The sequence below is a fragment of the Nonomuraea sp. NPDC046570 genome (assembly GCF_040645915.1).
In the GTDB taxonomy this organism is placed as follows: domain Bacteria; phylum Actinomycetota; class Actinomycetes; order Streptosporangiales; family Streptosporangiaceae; genus Nonomuraea.
Map to the genome: position 1 here is coordinate 40710 of NZ_JBEYZF010000013.1, position 16451 is coordinate 57160.

At 69.5% G+C, this 16451-nt stretch carries 16 protein-coding genes; 11 read left to right on the forward strand and 5 right to left on the reverse strand.

From position 1 onward, the window contains the following. Positions 1-22: 22 nt before the first annotated feature. From ABZ911_RS21760 to ABZ911_RS21770, 3 genes are all read left to right on the forward strand, one after another. The gene (locus ABZ911_RS21760; protein WP_358058469.1) at positions 23-1642 is read left to right on the forward strand and encodes a heparinase II/III family protein; all 1620 of its coding nucleotides are present in this window, start codon (positions 23-25) and stop codon (positions 1640-1642) included. A 39-nt stretch (positions 1643-1681) separates the two neighbouring features. Beyond that, on the forward strand, positions 1682-2872 hold the full coding sequence (locus ABZ911_RS21765; protein WP_358058472.1) for a low temperature requirement protein A: 1191 nt from the start codon (positions 1682-1684) through the stop codon (positions 2870-2872). A 184-nt stretch (positions 2873-3056) separates the two neighbouring features. After that, a complete protein-coding gene (locus ABZ911_RS21770; protein WP_358058475.1) occupies positions 3057-4082 on the forward strand; it encodes an acyl-CoA desaturase in 1026 nt (341 codons plus the stop codon). A gap of 47 nt (positions 4083-4129) precedes the next feature. On the opposite strand, the gene ABZ911_RS21775 is transcribed toward ABZ911_RS21770, so the two are convergent. Then, the gene (locus ABZ911_RS21775; RefSeq protein ID WP_358058478.1) at positions 4130-4342 is read right to left on the reverse strand and encodes a hypothetical protein; all 213 of its coding nucleotides are present in this window, start codon (positions 4340-4342) and stop codon (positions 4130-4132) included. 42 nt (positions 4343-4384) lie between these two features. Here ABZ911_RS21775 and ABZ911_RS21780 point away from each other — a divergent pair, with 42 nt between their 5' ends. The 4 genes from ABZ911_RS21780 (at position 4385) to ABZ911_RS21795 (ending at position 8286) form a co-directional block, all read left to right on the forward strand. Continuing rightward, the gene (locus ABZ911_RS21780; RefSeq protein ID WP_358058481.1) at positions 4385-5509 is read left to right on the forward strand and encodes a sensor histidine kinase; all 1125 of its coding nucleotides are present in this window, start codon (positions 4385-4387) and stop codon (positions 5507-5509) included. Further along, a complete protein-coding gene (locus ABZ911_RS21785; RefSeq protein WP_358058484.1) occupies positions 5506-6174 on the forward strand; it encodes a response regulator transcription factor in 669 nt (222 codons plus the stop codon). The genes ABZ911_RS21780 and ABZ911_RS21785 overlap by 4 nt, the downstream gene beginning before the upstream one ends. A 108-nt stretch (positions 6175-6282) precedes the next feature. Beyond that, a complete protein-coding gene (locus tag ABZ911_RS21790) occupies positions 6283-7521 on the forward strand; it encodes a cytochrome ubiquinol oxidase subunit I (RefSeq protein WP_358058487.1) in 1239 nt (412 codons plus the stop codon). 9 nt (positions 7522-7530) lie between these two features. Further along, positions 7531-8286, forward strand: coding sequence for a cytochrome d ubiquinol oxidase subunit II (locus ABZ911_RS21795; RefSeq protein WP_358058490.1), 756 nt, complete (start codon positions 7531-7533; stop codon positions 8284-8286). Between the two features lie 4 nt (positions 8287-8290). On the opposite strand, the gene ABZ911_RS21800 is transcribed toward ABZ911_RS21795, so the two are convergent. From ABZ911_RS21800 to ABZ911_RS21810, 3 genes are all read right to left on the reverse strand, one after another. Beyond that, positions 8291-9952 (reverse strand): alpha-amylase family protein, encoded by a 1662-nt coding sequence (locus ABZ911_RS21800; RefSeq protein WP_358058493.1) that lies wholly within the window; start codon positions 9950-9952, stop codon positions 8291-8293. A gap of 124 nt (positions 9953-10076) precedes the next feature. Continuing rightward, positions 10077-10664: a Uma2 family endonuclease gene (locus ABZ911_RS21805; RefSeq protein ID WP_358058496.1), complete on the reverse strand. Its 588-nt coding sequence runs from the start codon at positions 10662-10664 to the stop codon at positions 10077-10079. A gap of 503 nt (positions 10665-11167) precedes the next feature. Further along, positions 11168-11485 (reverse strand): hypothetical protein, encoded by a 318-nt coding sequence (locus ABZ911_RS21810; protein WP_358058499.1) that lies wholly within the window; start codon positions 11483-11485, stop codon positions 11168-11170. A 287-nt stretch (positions 11486-11772) separates the two neighbouring features. Between ABZ911_RS21810 and ABZ911_RS21815 the strand changes: the two genes are divergently transcribed. The 3 genes from ABZ911_RS21815 (at position 11773) to ABZ911_RS21825 (ending at position 13039) form a co-directional block, all read left to right on the forward strand. Beyond that, positions 11773-12600: a helix-turn-helix transcriptional regulator gene (locus tag ABZ911_RS21815; RefSeq protein ID WP_358058502.1), complete on the forward strand. Its 828-nt coding sequence runs from the start codon at positions 11773-11775 to the stop codon at positions 12598-12600. Positions 12601-12637: 37 nt separating this feature from the next. Continuing rightward, complete coding sequence (locus ABZ911_RS21820) at positions 12638-12769, forward strand: DUF397 domain-containing protein (RefSeq protein ID WP_358058505.1); 132 nt, start codon at positions 12638-12640, stop codon at positions 12767-12769. Between the two features lie 72 nt (positions 12770-12841). After that, positions 12842-13039, forward strand: a complete 198-nt coding sequence (locus tag ABZ911_RS21825; protein ID WP_358058508.1) for a DUF397 domain-containing protein — start codon at positions 12842-12844, stop codon at positions 13037-13039. Between the two features lie 53 nt (positions 13040-13092). Here ABZ911_RS21825 and ABZ911_RS21830 read toward each other — a convergent pair whose 3' ends face one another. Beyond that, the gene (locus ABZ911_RS21830; protein ID WP_358058511.1) at positions 13093-15909 is read right to left on the reverse strand and encodes a BTAD domain-containing putative transcriptional regulator; all 2817 of its coding nucleotides are present in this window, start codon (positions 15907-15909) and stop codon (positions 13093-13095) included. An 84-nt stretch (positions 15910-15993) separates the two neighbouring features. Between ABZ911_RS21830 and ABZ911_RS21835 the strand changes: the two genes are divergently transcribed. Next, entirely contained in the window at positions 15994-16446 is a 453-nt protein-coding gene (locus tag ABZ911_RS21835) for a carboxymuconolactone decarboxylase family protein (protein ID WP_358058514.1), read from the forward strand. Positions 16447-16451 lie beyond the last annotated feature (5 nt).

Here is a 16451-nt window from a genome sequence, read left to right on the forward strand (position 1 = left end):
AGCCATTCGAGGGGGCCATCGCTTGCTTGGACGAATCCTGGCCGCCGCCGTCCTCCTGGCCGCGGTACTGAGCTGCACGGGCTCCCACGCGGAGAGCAAGGGCCCGGCCCCCTGCGTGGCGTCCCAGTTCGCCACGGCCTCCTCGGCGGAGATCATGGCCGGGCGGGTGAGCTTCGTGGGGCTGCCCGCCGTACCGGTCGGCAAGGACGTGGACTGGCGGATGGACCCGCACCGCAACAGGTCGTGGGCGCTCACCTTCCACTCGCTGCGGTGGATGGGCAGGCTGGTCGTCGACTACGAGACCACCGGGCGCGAGGCGTATCTGGAGCGTGCCACCGAGATCGCCCGGGACTGGGTGCGGGACAACCCGCGCGGCGGGCGCGGCGTCAGCGAGTGGGCCTGGGCCGACCACCCCGTCGCGCTGCGCACGCCCGCGCTGGTCTGCCTCAGCAGGCACGTCGGCGACCGGTGGCTGGCCGACAGCCTGGCCGAGCACGCCGACTACCTCGCCGACCCGCGCCTGTACAAGAAGGGCCACAACCACGGCCTCGACCAGGACCTCGCGCTGGCCGCGGCGGGCTGCCGGCTGTCCAACACCCGCTGGCGGGACCTCGCCGCCCGCAGGATGGCCGAGTCGGCCGAACTGGCCATCGACCGGCAGGGCGTGCTGCAGGAGCAGGCGCCACGCTACGCGATCTACGTGCACGAGCGGCTCGGCCTGGCCTTCGACACCATGCGGACGTGCGGCTCGGCGGTGCCCGCGCGGCTGGCCGAACGGCGCGCCTCGCTGGCCGAGTACATCGCCCAGTCCACCCAGCCCGACGGGCGGCTCGCCCCGATCGGCGACAGCCCCGCCGACCTGCGCCCGCGCGGCTACCCGCACAGCGCGGACCGGGTGAAGGTCTTCGACGCCGGATACGTCTACGGCCGGACCGCGTGGGACGACCCCGGCTCCGCCTACTACTCGATCCGGTTCGGGCCCGGCCGGAAGATGCACGGGCACGAGGACCACCTGGGCGTCACCTACCACGCCGACCGGCGCGACATCCTGGTGGAGGCGGGCTTCCACTCCTACGAGAAGAGCGCCTACCCCAAGTGGACGGTGACCCCCGAGGCGCACAACGTGCCCGTGGTCGACGGCCGGGCCTTCCGCGAGGGTACGGCGACCCGCCTGACCCGCACCGCCATCGGCGTCAAGCGCCAGTTCTTCGACCTGGAGGACACCGCGTACGGCGTGAGCCGTACCAGGAAGGTGCTGGTCAACCACGGTGCCGACCTGATGGCGGTACGCGATGCGGTGAAGGACGGCGCGCGGCTGCGCACCCTGTGGCACTTCGCCCCCGGCCTGCGCGTCACCGCGAACCGGGGCGGCACGGTGGTGCTCGCGGACGGCGCCTGGCGGGTGACGCTCACGCAGTTCGCCCTGCCCTCCTGCCGTCCACTGGGCGGCCAGAGCGTACGGCGCGGCGAGATCTCCCCCGGCTACCTGAAGCGCGTCCCCTCGGCGACGGTCGTCTCCCGCCCGGCGCGCTCGGTGCTGACCGTGATCGTCCCCGGCACCGGCGACCCGCGCGCCGTCACCTGCGCCGACGGCGTCGTCACCGCGCGCACACCCGACGGCCCCGTCTCGTTCGCCGCCTGAGAACCCGGCGTCCTCGCCGGGCGTGCGATGATCGGCGGCGTGAACGCCGCCACCCCCCAGGGAGCCCGAGTTCCAGCCCAGGTCCTCCGCCCCCGCGGACAGGGCGCGAGCGTCGCGCCCATCGAGCTCTTCTTCGACCTCGTGTACGTCTTCGCGATCACGCAGCTCTCCCACCTGCTGCTGGAGCACCAGACCCCGGCCGGGGCCGCGCAGACGCTGCTGCTCACGCTGGCGATCTGGTGGGCGTGGATGTACACCGCGTGGACCACCAACTACTGCGACCCCGACCATCCGGTGCTGCGGCTGACGCTGACCGGCGTGATGCTCGCCGGGCTGGTCATGTCGGCGGCCGTCCCGCAGGCCTTCGGCGAGCGAGCCCTGTGGTTCGCGGGCGCCTATGTGGCCATCCAGGTCGGCCGGACGACGGTGGTCTGGCTGGCCACCCGCGGCCACCCGCTCAGCCACACCTTCCGGCTGGTGCTGGTCTGGCACACCCTGTCGGGCGCGCTGTGGATCGGCGGCGCGCTGGCCGGCGGCGGCGCGCAGATCGCGTTGTGGGTCGCGGCGCTGCTGGTGGAGTACGCCGCGCCGCTGCACGGCTACCGCACCCCGTTCCTCGGCAGGTCCACCACCACCGACTGGACCATCGACGGCGGCCACATGGCCGAGCGGTGCCAGCTCTTCGTGATCATCGCGCTGGGCGAGTCGGTCCTGGTGACCGGCCTGACGCTGGCGAACAACACGCACGTGACGGTGGCCACCCTCGCCGCCTTCGGGGTGGCCTTCCTGGGCAGCGTCGCGATGTGGTGGGTCTACTTCGACCGGACCGCCGAGGCGGCGGCCGAGGCCATCGCCGCCTCCGACGACCCGGGCCGGATCGGCCGCTCGGCCTACACCTACACGCACATCCCGATGGTGGCCGGCGTCATCGTCGCCGCCGTGGGCGACGAACTGGTGATCGCCCATCCGGGCGGGCAGGCGGCGCTCGGCACCACGCTGGCCGTGCTGGGCGGGCCCGCGCTGTTCCTGGCCGGGCACGCCATGTTCAAGCGGGCGGTGTTCGGCTACGTACCGGCCAACCGGGTCGTCGCGGTCGCGGTGCTGGCCGCCGCCGCGGTACTGGCGCTCGTCGTGCCGGTGCCGCCCCTCGCCCTCGGCGTGATCGCGACATTGGTCGTCGCAGGTGTCGCCGTCTGGGACACTGTGCTGGTCAGGCGCGTGTCCACCTGAGGGAATCCTTTTCCCTCGACAAAAACTTAGCGAACCCTAAGACCTCCTGCTTGTCCCTTATGGTGTGGCACGCAATGGTGGGGGCAGCACTACCCCGTCCTGGGGTGGCTGCTGGCTTATCCGGTGTCCCGGTACGACCGAGACTCGTTATGTACCCCTGCTGTGCCGCTATGTGAGGAGACCAGTGACACGTCCAGGCGCGATCGAGGCACGAGGCAGTGACTTCGCCCGGTTATCACGCAAGATCACTGAGGCAGGGCTTCTCGACCGCAGACCTGTCTACTACACGATCCGGCTGGGGCTGGTGGGCCTGGCCTACGTCGGTGGCTGGGCCGCCTTCGTCCTGATGGGCGACACCTGGTGGCAGATGCTCATCGCGGTCTTCCTGGCGATCGCGTTCTCGCAGGTCGCGCTGGCGGCCCACGACCTGGCACACCGTCAGGTCTTCCGCAACAGGAAGCCGAGTGAGATCACCGGCCGGCTGGCGGGCAACGTGATGATCGGCATGGGCTACGGCTGGTGGACGGACAAGCACACCCGGCACCACGCCAACCCCAACCACGAGGATCACGACCCCGACGTGTCCCCGGCCGCGCTGGTCTGGTCAGCCGACCAGGCGCTGCGCGCGAAGGGACTGCCGAAGTTCATCGGCCGGCGGCAGGCGTTCCTGTTCTTCCCGCTGCTGACGCTCGAAGGCTGGAACCTGCACGTGGGCAGCTTCCGCGCGCTCGGCAAGCCGTTCCTGAAGCGGCGCTGGCTGGAAGGCACGCTGCTGGTGGGGCACTTCGTGGCCTACTTCGCGGTGATCTTCGCGGTGTTGCCGGTGGGCAAGGCCGTGCTGTTCGTCCTGCTGCACCAGGCGGTCTTCGGCGTCTATCTCGGCTGTACGTTCGCGCCCAACCACAAGGGCATGCCCGTACTCACCGGGGAGGACAAGCTGGATTTCCTGCGCAAGCAGGTGCTCACCTCGCGCAACGTCCGGGGAGGCTGGCTGGTGACCACCACGCTGGGCGGGCTCAACTACCAGATCGAGCACCACCTGTTCCCGAACATGCCCACACCCAACCTGCGCAAGGCGCAGCCGATCGTCAAGGCGCACTGCGACGAACTCGGCATCGACTACCTGGAGTCGGGGATCATCAGCTCCTACGCGCAGGCGCTGCGGCACATGCACGAGATCGGGGCGCCGCTGCGGGCCAAGAGCCGATGACGGGAGGGGGAGGCGGCCACCGAAGGCTCCTCCCCGCTCCCGCCTCGTCAGCCTTCGGCCACGCGCCTGCGCAGCTCGTCTCTCCTGGCCTCCAGATCGGTGATCACACCGTCCTGCTCGTCCGCCAAGGCGAGCATGGCAGCCCGTTCCGCGGCGTCGGTCGCCCCCATGTCGCCGACCTGCCGTCGCAGGTCGGCCACCGCCGCCTTCAACCTGGCCAGATCCTCTTCGATCTGGCGAAGCTCGTCCTCAGTGCTCATTCATCCCACGTACCCGTTCACCGGGACCAGTAGGCTCAGATCATGCGCAAGGTGTCGGCGAGCACGCTGGTGACGCTTGCCGTGGTCGCCGTCGTCATTCTGGGCAGCGTCATCACCGGGCTCGCGCGCCCCGACAGGACCCCCAACCTATGGGACTTCGCGCTGCCGCTGCTCGCCGCCGTCGCGCTGCTGTTCCGGCAGCGCCACCCGGTGGCGGTCCTGCTCACCGTGACCGTCGTCGTGGGCGCCTACTACCCGTTCGCGCACCTGGACGGCCCGCTCATCGTCGCCCCCATCCTCGCGCTCTACACCGCGGCCGACCACGGCCACCTGGTCGCCGCCATCAGTACGGCCTGCGCCTCCCTGCTGGCCATGGGCCTGGGCGAGATCGGCACTGTCAGGCACATCGACAACAGCCTGTTCATCACCCTGGTCGGCTGGATGGCGGCGATGATCGCGGCGGGCGGCGTCACCCGCAACCGGCGCGCCTACCTGCACGAGGCCGAGCAACGGGTGCTGGAGGCCGAGCACACCAAGGAGGAGGAGGCCAAGCGCAGGGAGACCGAGGAACGGCTGCGCATCGCCAGGGAGCTGCACGACGTGCTCGGCCACAACATCTCGATGATCAACGTACAGGCCGGGGCCGCGCTGCACGGGATCAGGAAGCGGCCGGAGGACGCCGAGGCGGCGCTGAAGGCGATCAAGGAGACCAGCCGGGAGACGCTGCGCGAACTGCGTACCACGCTCGGCGTGCTCCGCCAGGTCGACGAGGACGCGCCCACCGCGCCGGCGGCCGGCCTCGCCCGCCTGGACGAGCTGGTGAGGACCAGCGGGCTGAGCGTGACGACCCGCGTCGAGGGCGAGCGGGCGGAGCTGCCGACCGAGGTGGACCTGGCCGCGGTGCGCATCATCCGGGAGGCGCTCACCAACGTCGCCCGCCACTCCGGCGCGGACGAGGCCACCCTGACCGTCGCCCACGCCCCCGGGAAGATCCTGATCGAGGTGGCGGACCGCGGCCCCGGCGCCGCCTACACCGAAGGCAACGGCTACGGTGTGCGCGGCATGCGCGAGCGCGCCACCGCCCTGGGCGGCACCCTCGAAGCCGGGCCACGACCGGAGGGCGGCTTCCGGGTCGCCGCCGAACTCCCCCTGAACGGAGCCCGATGATCCGCGTGCTGCTCGCCGACGACCAGACCCTGGTGCGGGCCGGCTTCCGCTCGATTCTCAGCGACGAGGACGACCTCGACGTGGTCGGCGAGGCGGCCAACGGCGTCGACGCAGTCGCCAAGGCCCGCGACCTGCGCCCCGACGTGGTGCTGATGGACATCCGGATGCCCGAGCTCGACGGCCTGGAGGCGACCCGCCGCATCGTCACCGACCCCCGCCTGGACACCGTCAGAGTGATCATCCTGACCACGTTCGACCTCGACGACTACGTGTACGGCGCGCTGAAGACGGGCGCGAGCGGCTTCCTGGTCAAGGACACCGAACCGGCCGAACTCATCCACGCGGTACGGGTCGTGGCGCGCGGCGACGCGCTCATCGCGCCGTCGATCACCCGGCGGCTGATCGCGGAGTTCGCCGGCCGGGTCAAGCGCCCCGCCCCTGGTCCCGAGCTCAACAGCCTGACCGACCGCGAGCGCGAGGTGCTGGGGCTGCTCGCGCAGGGCCTGTCGAACGACGAGATCGCCCGGACCCTGGTGCTCAGCCCCGCCACCGCCAAGACCCACGTCAGCCGCATCATGACCAAGCTGAGCGCCCGCGACCGGGCCCAGCTCGTGGTCCTGGCCTACGAGGCGGGCATGGTCACTCCGGGCTGGCTCAACTCCTAGGACAACCGGGGATGTACGCCGGGCCCGCCGCCGTCAACCTGGGAGGTACACCAGGAGCACGCCGGAGCATGACGCGGGGGCGGGAGCCGTACCCGGATGCTCGGGGGCATGAACGTCGTTGAGCTCGCCCGCCTGCAGTTCGCCCTGACCGCGGGAGCGCATTTCCTGTTCGTCGCGCTGACGCTGGGACTGGCCACGCTGGTGGCGGTGATCCAGACCAGGGCGACGCTGAGCCGCAGCCCGGAGCACCTGCGGATGACCAGGTTCTGGGGCCAGCTCTACATCATCAACTACGCCATGGGCATCGTGACCGGCCTGGTGATGGAGTTCCAGTTCGGGCTGTCGTGGAGCGGGCTGACGCACTTCGCGGGCAACGTGTTCGGTGCCTCGCTGGCGCTGGAGACGCTGGTGGCGTTCTTCGTCGAGGCCACCTTCCTCGGCCTGTGGATCTTCGGCTGGGACCGGCTGAACCGGTGGGCGCACCTGTCGCTCATCTGGGTCGTCACCCTGACGGCGTACGCCTCCGCGTTCTGGATCCTGATCTCCAACGGCTTCCTGCAGAACCCGGTCGGCTACGAACTGGCCGGGGACACGCTGCGGCTGGTCGACTTCGGGGCGATCGTCGGCAACCCGGCGGCGCTGGTCGCCTTCGGGCACGTGCTGGGCGGCGGGCTGGTCGTCGGCGGCTTCTTCATGGCCGGAGTGAGCGCCTACCACCTGCGCAGGCGCACCGCCGAGCAGGTGTTCTTCCGCAAGTCGCTGCGCGTCGGGGTCGGCGTCGCACTGCCGGCGACGCTGCTCACCGCCGCCTTCGGCGGCCTCGGCTTCGAGACGATGCAACCGGCCAAGCTGGCCGCCTGGTCCGGCGACGCCGCGGAGATCGCCCGGGTGCAGGCGGAGATGGCGGCCAGGTACGGCCCCGGCGACTACCTCCCGCCGGTCGGCTGGGTGAGCGGCAGCGGGATGACGATGATGACGCTGTTCGCGCTGATGCTGTTCTTCTCCGCCGCGAGCTTCCTGCTCATGCTGTTCAAGCCGCTGGTCCGGGGCTTCCGGCTCTGGCACTGGCTGCTCACCGCGATGATCCCGGTCCCGTTCGTGACCATGATCAGCGGCTGGATCTTCCGCGAGATGGGCCGCCAGCCCTGGGCGGTGTACGGCCTGCTGAAGACCTCCGACGCGCTCTCGCCGATCAGCGAGGGGCAGATGCTGACCTCGCTGATCGTGTTCTGCGCGGTGTTCGGCGTACTGATCGTCGTCAACTACTGGCTGCTGGCCAGGCAGGCCAGGCGCGGGCCGGACGAGGTGGCCCTCGGCGACCGGCTCGAACTCGTCCCCACCTTCTGAGGAGTCGTCGTGGAAATCTTCATCCTGGGCTTCTTCACGATCGGCTACCTGGTGCTGGCCGGGGCGGACATCGGGGTGGGCATGCTGCTGCCGTACCTGGGCCGGTCGGCCGACGAACGGCGCGAGGTGATCACCTCGATCGCGCCGTTCTTCCTCGGCAACGAGGTGTGGCTGGTGGCCGCCGCCGGGGTGCTGGCCGGGCTCTTCCCCGAACTGGAGGGCACCCTGCTCACGGGCAACTACCTGGCGGTCGTGGCGCTGCTGGCCGGCTGGGTGGTCAGGGACATGGGCCTGTGGCTGCGCGGGCGGGTGGACGGGCCGCACTGGCGGCTGTGCTGGGACGGCGCGATCGTCGCCGGGAGCTGGACGCTCGCGCTGAGCTGGGGCGCCATCCTGTCGGGCATCCTGGTCGAGCCGCTCACCGGCCTGGTCGCCGCGCTGGCCACGGTGGCGGTCGCCGCGCTGTTCGCCACGCACGGGCTGTCCTTCGCGGGCCTGCGGCTGCGCGGCGAGCTACGCGCGCGGGCCGTACGGCCGACCGGCGCGGCGGACGAGCGCGGCACCTACGCGCTGACCGCGGCGGCGCTGGCGGCGCTCGGCGTGCTGGCCGGGATCCGCCTGCCGCTGGCCGCCTCGGCCGCCGACGCCGGAACGCTCGCCCTGCTGGTGCCGGTGATCCTGGTGCTGATCCCGTTCCTGGTGCTCTCTCAGGCGTGGGTGTGGTGGACGTTCCGGCACCGGGTGAGCGGTCCCTCCTATTTGTGAGGCGCTACCGGGACTTGACCGAGGCGTCGTCCGGCGGGACCTCGCGGGCGCTGACCCGCAGCCAGCGGCAGCCGTGCGGGTCCAGCGGCACCAGGACGCGGCCCTTGTCGGAGACCTCCAGCGTGCCGTCGACCAGCAGGTCGGTGAGCACGCACGACTCCAGCCCGGCCAGCGTCAGCTCGACGTCCGCGGTCGTGTCGCACAGGTTGTGCACGGCCACGACCGTCGCCCCCTCGGCGTCGCAGCGGTGCGCGAGCACCGACGGGTGCCCGGAGTCGAGCACGGTGTTCTCCCCCCAGGCCAACTCGGGGCACTCGCGGTAGCGCTCGATGAGGAGCTGGAACCAGCGCAGCAGCGAGTCGGTGTCGCGCTTCTGGTCGGCCACGTTGACCCGCTCGGGCGCGTAGGCCCCGCCGGGCATGCCGCGTTCGGGAGTGCCGGAGCTGAATCCCCCCTCACGCGACCACTGCATCGGCACCCTGACCGCCATCCGGCCCTCGGCGTCGAGGTCCTCCCCCAGGCCGATCTCCTCGCCGTAGAACATGACCGGCGTACCCGGCAGTGAGAACATCAGGCTGTAGGCCATCTTGATCCGGCGCAGGTCGCCGCCGAGCATGGCGGGCAGCCGCCGGCGCAGGCCCCGGCCGTAGATCTGCATGCTCTGGTCGGGGCCGAACGCGTCGAAGACCTCCTGCCGCTCCTCGTCGGAGAGCTTGTCGAGGGTGAGCTCGTCGTGGTTGCGGAGGAAGGTCGCCCACTGGCAGTCCTTCGGCGGTTTCGGGCGCTCCCTGAGCGCGGCGGCGATGGGCTCGGCCTCGTCGCGGGCCAGCGAGAGCCAGAGCCGCTGCATGGCGAAGAAGTCGAAGCACATGGTGAGCTGGTCGCCGTTGCCGTCCCCGAAGTACCCCATCAGCTCGGGGTAGCTGAGGTTGACCTCGCCCAGCAGCACCGCGCCGCCCTTGCGGCGGCCCATGAAGGCGCGCAGGTCGGCCAGGAAGGCGTGCGGGTCGGGCAGCTTGTCGCCCACGTTCTCGATGAGGAACGGGACCGCGTCGACCCGGAACCCGGACAGCCCCAGCTCCATCCAGAAGCCCAGGATGCGGGCGATCTCGTCACGCACCTCCGGGTTGGCCACGTTCAGGTCGGGCTGGTGGCGGTAGAAGCTGTGCAGGTAGTACTGCCGCGTCTTCTTGTCGTACTGCCAGAGGGACTTCTCCTTGTCCGGGAAGACGACCGCCTCGGGGTGGTCCGGCTCGGGGGTGTCGCTCCACACGTACCAGTCCCGGTGGCGCGCGTCCCTGCTGGACTTGGCGTCCTTGAACCACGGGTGCCGGTCGGAGGTGTGGTTGACGACCAGGTCAGCGATCACCCGGATACCCCGGTCGGTGGCGGTGCGGATGAACTCCACGAAGTCGCCCAGCGTGCCGAGGCGGGGATCCACGCTGTAGAAGTCGGTGATGTCGTAGCCGTCGTCCCGGTTCGGCGTGGGGAAGAACGGCATCAGCCACAGACAGGTGATGCCCAGGCTGTGCAGGTAGTCGATCTGCTGCGTGAGCCCACGAAAGTCACCGACCCCGTCACCGTCACCGTCCTTGTACGTCTCGACGTCCAGGCAGTACACGACCGCGTTCTTCCACCACAGGTCGGAGGTCTGAGTCAGCCTCACCGCGACCACCCATTTGTTCTGACGCTACTCATGTAGCCCTCAATCCGTGTCGCTTGGGTTGGGAGCAGCGCTACCCCAAGTAGAGGCATCCGAACGGAAAAGGGACGGTAAAACTGGCCACGAGTCACACAGAAGGCGCCACTTCAAGATCCGTCCACAGCACCTCGATCGGGAACGGGTCGGTGACGTGGACCGCGACAGGTCCCATGTCGCGATGGGTAGTGCCGATGTGCATGTACGGCTTGGCCCCGCCGACCAGGGCGTAGCGTTCAATGACAAGGGCGCCGATCTTGTCGAAGCTGACGAGCCAGTAGTGCGGAATCCCCGCGTCGGCGTAGTCGCTCATCTTGTGCACCCGATCACGACGCTCGGACCAGGTGGACAGGACCTCGGCGACGATGAGAACGTGCTCGGCGGCCAACTGCTCGAACTCGGGCAGACAGCGATGCAGGACGGCATCAGGCTTGCGGGCCGTGGCCGGCACTTCCCACAACAGGACGTCGACTTCGGTGTTCGTCTCCAAGCACAAGGCGTTCCCCGTGCGGCGCATCTCGATGACGGCGGCCCGCTCCAGAGCCAGCGACAACCGGGTGCCAACCTTCTGGTGATCACGACCACGCTGCTCGCGGGGGACCACATAGCCGTCCAGTATCTCAAGATCACGGCGGATGTCCTCGTCGATGTCGAGGAACGTCTCCCAGGTGATGGGCATGTGCTGCGGCTCGGGCCACACAGTCATGGTCGCGAATTCCTCGGCTCGGCTAGCAGGGGCACTCACTGTGAATCATAGGGACCACCTGTGACCGCACAGCTTCCTTTGGGGCCTCTGTCGCGCTGCGCTTCGCGGCAGAGGCCCCGCCGCCCCCGCGCCCGGAACAGAGGCGGCCCGTGACTCAGGCGGCGAGTTCGGCCAAGGCGGACTCGCCGGGCGCTGGGTCACGACTCATCCAGCTTGGTGAGCCCGTGGATACTGGCGTCGATATTCCTGTGCGACACGGATCTTCAGAGCGGAGAGGCTCTCGTCGCACAGGACCTGGCTGAGACCGCGCCGGATCAGGGCCTCGGAAAGGTCGTCGCTGCGGACGGCTATCCAGCCACCCACACAGCTCGGGTAGAAGCGCCAGCCGGGCACCTCGTCCGGTTGTTGCTCGCCCGGACTGACCATGAGGGTCTACCCATCGCCGGCCTTCGCGTACGCGAGTCCGTACGCGCGCATCAGGCGACCTCGGTCTCGGCGGCGGCGCCCAGCAGGCTCAGCACGAACTCGACTATGTGGTCAGGTCTGTCCGAAGGAGCAACACACTCCTTGTCGACGACGGTGGCATTGCCGACGCCCGGATGCTTGTACGACACGATCCACATGGCCGCTCGCCCAATGGAGATCGAGGCGACCGGCCGCCCGTGCGGAGTGAGGACCACCAGCTCGGGTGGCAGGTGCTGGGGGGTGGCGGGCTTTCCGCCGTACAGCTTGAGGGCGATGCGTTGAAATCTGAAGGAGTGCTTCGCGCCTTCCTCGGCCAGGAGATCGCGCATCGTGGCGAGTGCGGCGTGATGCGCGTTGATCTCTTTGTCGGTGAGAGGTTTGTTTAGCCGACTACTTCCCCTGATGTCGGTATATGCCATTTCGACCCACCAGTCATGATGTGTGCCATGACGAGCCCTTGTCATATTGCCAGCCCGTGCAAACCAGACTGCCCTCTCCGGAGCCCTCATGGGTGCCTACCTCGCGAAACTTGCGCGACAGAATATGACGCTCATGATGCATTGAATGCAATAGCCGTGTCGTTGTATGGTCACGGCAGGTGACCGAGGGGCCATGCATGCACAACGAGCCTGATCAGATATCCCCAAGAGCGCAGTTCGCAGCGGACCTGCAACAGTTCCGCAAAGACCGAGGGCTATCCCAAGTCGCCCTGAGCGGACATATGAAAGTCCATCAAAGCCTGGTCAGTCACGTCGAAAGGGGCGTGCGCCCGCCAACGCGCGATTTCGCGGAGGCAGCAGACCGCGCGTTCGGGCTGGAAGGACACTTTGCCCACCTATACGCACGCGTCGTCCAATCTCCCGCCCTCGGCTGGTTCGCGCGGTGGGTGGAAGAGGTGGAGCCGCGAGCGACAATGCTCTGGACATGGGACCCGCTGCTGGTCCCCGGCCTACTACAGACCGACTCCTATGCCCGCGCGATCTTCAGCACAAGCGTCATTCCTGTGGATCAGGCCGAGGAGCGCGTCGTTGCCCGTATGCAGCGTCGCCATATTCTCGATCGGGCTGACCCACCCCTGGTGTGGGCGCTGATAGACGAGGGTGTGCTGCACCGGCCTATCGGAGGTGTTGAAGTGCTCGCGGGCCAGCTCCGCTATCTGCTGGAGCTGGCGAAGCACCCGCGTCTCATGGTTCAGATTGTGCCGGTCGCGGCCGGCTGTGCATCCGGCATGGTCAGCTCGTTTGCCTTAGCGCGACTGCCCAGTGGCGCTGAGGCAGTGACAATCGACTCTCTCCTCATCGGCCAAGTCACGGCGGACCCGCAATCCGTTGGGGTGCTGCGGGCCCGATATGAGACCATCAGGGCGAGTGCCCACTCCAAGGATGAATCCCGCCGGGTGATAGAGAATGCGGTGAGCAAGTATGAATCAGGCTGTGTGGCGTAAGGCCAGCGCGAGTGCGGACACGGGCCAGTGTGTGGAAGTGTCCACCAACATTCCCGGAAAGGTGCTGGTCAGGGACAGCAAGAACCCGAACGGGCCAGTCCTCACCTTCACCCCCGGCGAATGGACGGCGTTCCTGGACGGCGCCGGCAAGGGCGAGTTCGACATCTGATCGCCATGAGGCCCCTCGCTTTGGGCAGGGGCTCTCACTAGCCGCAATATCAGATGCGTTGGAGAGAACACGATGAGGGAACCGAAGCCGGAATGGCGTAAGGCTACTGTGAGCGCGGCCGAAGGTCAGTGCGTGGAAGTGTCCACCAACATTCCCGGAAAGGTGCTGGTCAGGGACAGCAAGAACCCGAACGGGCCGGTCCTCACCTTCGCCCCCGGCGAATGGACGGCGTTCCTGGACGGCGCTGGCAAGGGCGAGTTCGACATCTGATCGCCACGAAGCCTCGCGCTTATGGGCTTCCCCATTGCCCAGCTATTGGAGGGTCACCGTCCTGCGGCAGAACGCTCCTGACCAGCGGGCTCTCCGGCATGCTCCAGGAAGGTGCGGACCTCCTCGGCCTCTGGAACGCCGAGCTCTCCGTACAGGCCGAGAGCCAATCGTCCATGGTCACAAGCCTGCTTTGAGTGCCCGAGGGCGTGGTGGGCGCGCGCCAGTCCGTCGTGGGCGCGCGCCTGCTCAGGCCGGTTGCGGGTCAGGTTGGCGAGCGCGAGTGCGGCCGTGTGCTCTTCGACCGCGCGAGCCGGGTCGCCCGCCGCCTCGGCCAGCCCGTTGAGTGCGGCCGCCTCGTCGGTGGGGTTGCCGAGCTTGCGGTAGAGAGCCGCGGCCTGGTCGTGGCGGGTGCGGGCCTGGGCGAGCTCGCCTTGGTGCCGGAGGACGACGCCGAGGTGGTTGAGGATCACCGCCTCTCCGGCCGGGTTGCCGACCTTGCGGTGCAGCGCCAGCGCCAGGTCCAGATGGCGCCGGGCCTCCTCCGGACGGCCGGCCCGGTCGAGGACGAGGGCGAGGATGCCGAGCACGTGGGCCTCGCCCCAGGTGTCGGCGCCGATCCGGGTGAGGTCGAGTGCCTGCTTGAGGTACTGCTCCGCCTGCGTGTCCTGCCGCTGGCGCAGGGCCACGTTCCCCAGGGTGAGCAGTGCCCGGGCCCGTTCGTAGGGCTCCTCGCACGCGTCGAGGGCCCGGTGGGCGTGCTCCTCCGCGCGCTCGTATTCGCCGAGCCGCCAGTAGGTCCACGCCAGGTCGCTGAGCGCCTGCACCTCGAAGTCGCGGTGGGCGTGGCCGAGCTTGCGTGCGCGCTGGAGTGCCAGGGTCTGCAGCGTGAGCGCGTCGTCGTGGTGGGCCTGCCGGTCGAGGTAGGGGCGCAGCGCCAGGGCCAGCATGCCCACGCAGATCTCGGGTCCGTGGACGGCGGTCGCGATGATGTTGCCGCGTTCGGCGTCCAGCCAGGTGATCGCCTGTTCGGCGTCGCGGATGGGCGGGATCGGGGTGGCCGGCTGCGGGATGCCTTCGCGGTGGCTGAGGCTGTCGGGGAAGAGCCGGTCCACGGCGGCGCGGGAGCGGTGCAGGTAGTAGGTGAGCAGTTGCAGGACCGGGACGGCGCCGTCGTCCTCGGCGATCGAGCGCGCGTGCTCGCGGAGCAGGTCGTGGAAGGTGTAGCGGCCCGGTTCGAGCTGCAGCAGCATGTGAGCGTCCAGGAGGCCTTCGAGGAGTTCTTCGGCCTCCTCTTCGGTGATCCCGGCCAGTGCGGCCGCGCCGTACGGGTCGATGTCGCGGCCGGGCGCCAGCCCGAGCAGGCGGAACATCCGCTGCTCGGCTTCGTGGAGTTGCTCGTAGGAGAGGGCGAAGGCCGCCGACACCCCGTCCAGGAGTCGGCGGTGGTCCCGCAGCCGGCCCGCCAGGTAGGACACGGTCCAGCGCGGGCGGTGCTGGAGGCGGGCGGCCGAGATCCGGATGGCGAGCGGGAGGTGCCCGCACAGCCGCAGCACCTCGCGTACGGCGTCCGGCTCGTGGCGGGCGCGTTCGCCCACGATCCGCTCGAACAGCTCGGCGGCGTCCTGTTCGCCCAGCACGTCGACCGACAGCGCCTGGGCGCCGTCCAGGTCGACGAGCCGCCGCCTGCTGGTGATCAGGACGAGGGTGTCGGAGTGCCCCGGCAGCAGGGGGCGCACGTGCTCGGCGTCGAAGGCGTTGTCCAGTACGGCGAGCACGCGGCGATCGGCCAGCTCGGCGCGCCAGAGGGCGCTCCGCTCGGCCACTGTGACCGGGATGCGGTCGGCGGGCACCCCGACCTGGCGGAGCAGGGCCTCCAGCGCGGCGGCGGCGTCGATCGGCTCCCGGCCCGCGGTGTGGGCCTGCAGATCGATGAAGAGCCGGCCGTCCGGATAGCGGGCGGCCAGCCGGTGGGCCACATGGACGGCGAGCGTGGTCTTGCCGATCCCGGCCATGCCGTCGATCGTGACGACCGCCGACCCGTGGTGCTCGCCCACGAGCCGCTCCAGCTCGGCGGTCCGTCCGGAGAAATCGGGAATGTCGTAGGGCAGGAAGGTGGAGCGGCGGGGCGGGGCCGCTGGTGTCGCGTCCGTCAGGCGCAGGGCCGGGTCATCCGCCAGGACCGCCCGCTCCAGCTCGGTGAAGGCGTGCCCCGGGTCGAGGCCCTGTTCGTCGGCGAGAGCCGTACGGTAGGAGCGCGCCGCGGATAGGGCGTCGGCCTGCCGGCCCGCGCGGTGCAGGGCCAGGACGAGGTGGCCGTTGAGCTTCTCGCGGAGTGGGTGGGCGGTCGTCTGGGCGGCGAGCTCGTCGAGCAGATCGCCGTGCCGCCCGGCGGCGAGTTCGCCCTCCACCAGGCGCTCGTAGGCCGACAGCCGCCGGTCGTTCCAGAGCTCCCGGACGCCGGTGACGTAATGCGCGTGCACATCCTCCAGCGCCTCGCCGCTCCACAGATCCAGGGCTTCGCTCAGCTCACCGGCGGCTACCAGCTCGGTGAACTCCTGCGCGTCGACCTGCCCGGGCTCCGGCTGCGCGACATACCCGCCGGCCCGCGTCTCCAGGAGCCGTACGGCTCCCGCACCACGCAGCACCTTGCGGATCGCGGTGATCGAGGCATGGATCTGCGATCGGGCGGTGTCGGGCTGGTCGTAGCCCCACATCGCGTCGATCAGCCGGTCGATGCTGATCACCCGGCCGGCATTGAGCAGGAGGTAGGCCAGCACAGCCCGGTGACGCGGGGCGACGCCTGTCAGCGGCTCGCCGTCGACGATCATCTGGACGGGGCCGAGAAGAGTGAAGCGCAGCATCGTCCCCATCACCATCGCATCGTGTGTGCATAGCGAATGTATCAATCCGGACAGCCACTCTGATCTCACACGAACCGAGACAAAGGAAACACCATGGAAGCCCGGATGAAGAACCCCGCCACGCTCATCCCCGCCGCGATCCAGCCGATCCAGGAGCTGATGAAGGCCGCTCAGTCGCAGGGTCTCCCCCAGGAGCTGATGGAGATGATCCACCTGCGGGTCAGCCAGATCAACGGCTGCAGCTTCTGCGTCGACGCCGGCCTGAAGAACCTGCGCAAGCTCGGCGCGAGCGACGAGCGCATCGGCCTGGTCGCCGCCTGGCGCGAGGCTCCGTACTACACCGACGCCGAGCGGGCCGCGCTGGAGCTGGCGGAGGCCTCGACCCGGCTGGCCGACCGTACCGATGCCGTCTCCGACGAGGTCTGGAACAACGCCGCCGACCACTTCGACGAGCAGCAGCTCGCCTCGATCCTGCTGATGACCGCCGTCACCAACCTCTTCAACCGCCTGAACGCCCCGGTCCGGCAGATCGCCGGCAGCTGGTAAGCCCG

Coding starts and splice junctions, on each gene's coding strand:
- ABZ911_RS21775 (WP_358058478.1), bottom strand. CDS start 4,342: ATGAGCACTGAGGACGAGCTTCGCCAGATCGAAGAGGATCTGGCCAGG.
- ABZ911_RS21780 (WP_358058481.1), top strand. CDS start 4,385: ATGCGCAAGGTGTCGGCGAGCACGCTGGTGACGCTTGCCGTGGTCGCC.
- ABZ911_RS21785 (WP_358058484.1), top strand. CDS start 5,506: ATGATCCGCGTGCTGCTCGCCGACGACCAGACCCTGGTGCGGGCCGGC.
- ABZ911_RS21790 (WP_358058487.1), top strand. CDS start 6,283: ATGAACGTCGTTGAGCTCGCCCGCCTGCAGTTCGCCCTGACCGCGGGA.
- ABZ911_RS21805 (WP_358058496.1), bottom strand. CDS start 10,664: ATGCCCATCACCTGGGAGACGTTCCTCGACATCGACGAGGACATCCGC.
- ABZ911_RS21810 (WP_358058499.1), bottom strand. CDS start 11,485: ATGCGCGATCTCCTGGCCGAGGAAGGCGCGAAGCACTCCTTCAGATTT.
- ABZ911_RS21815 (WP_358058502.1), top strand. CDS start 11,773: ATGCACAACGAGCCTGATCAGATATCCCCAAGAGCGCAGTTCGCAGCG.
- ABZ911_RS21825 (WP_358058508.1), top strand. CDS start 12,842: ATGAGGGAACCGAAGCCGGAATGGCGTAAGGCTACTGTGAGCGCGGCC.
- ABZ911_RS21830 (WP_358058511.1), bottom strand. CDS start 15,909: ATGGGGACGATGCTGCGCTTCACTCTTCTCGGCCCCGTCCAGATGATC.
- ABZ911_RS21835 (WP_358058514.1), top strand. CDS start 15,994: ATGGAAGCCCGGATGAAGAACCCCGCCACGCTCATCCCCGCCGCGATC.